This is a genomic window from Massilia sp. 2TAF26 (genome assembly GCF_052115005.1).
Lineage (GTDB): Bacteria > Pseudomonadota > Gammaproteobacteria > Burkholderiales > Burkholderiaceae_D > Telluria.
Genome location: NZ_JBFRFV010000131.1, coordinates 1 through 399, shown reverse-complemented (window position 1 = coordinate 399; position 399 = coordinate 1). Strand labels below are relative to the sequence as shown.

At 60.4% G+C, this 399-nt stretch carries 1 pseudogene; it reads left to right on the top strand.

Annotated features, from left to right (window positions below):
• Positions 1-399, top strand: a pseudogene (locus AB4Z32_RS27795) (aminopeptidase); the annotation flags it as partial.

Sequence of the window (399 nt, the reverse complement as noted above, 5' to 3'; positions counted from 1 at the left end):
GTGCTGGGCCGCGAACTGTTCGACTTCGCCTTCCGCGAATACGCGCGCCGCTGGAAGTTCAAGCGTCCGACCCCGGCCGACTTCTTCCGCACCATGGAAGACGCTTCCGGCACGGACCTCGACTGGTTCTGGCGCGGCTGGTTCTACACTACCGATCACGTGGACGTGAGCGTGGACGGCATCAGCGAGTACACGATCGGCACCAAGGATCCGGAAATCGAGAAGAAGTGGAAGAAATCCCTGAAGGACCAGGAGCCGGTCTCGATCACCGACCAGCGCAACAAGGGCACGCTGGAGCGCCGCGTCGATGCGCATCCTGAACTCAAGGACTTCTACAACGAGCACGACGACTTCACGGTCACCAACAAGGACCGCAACAAGTACAACGAGGCGATGGAA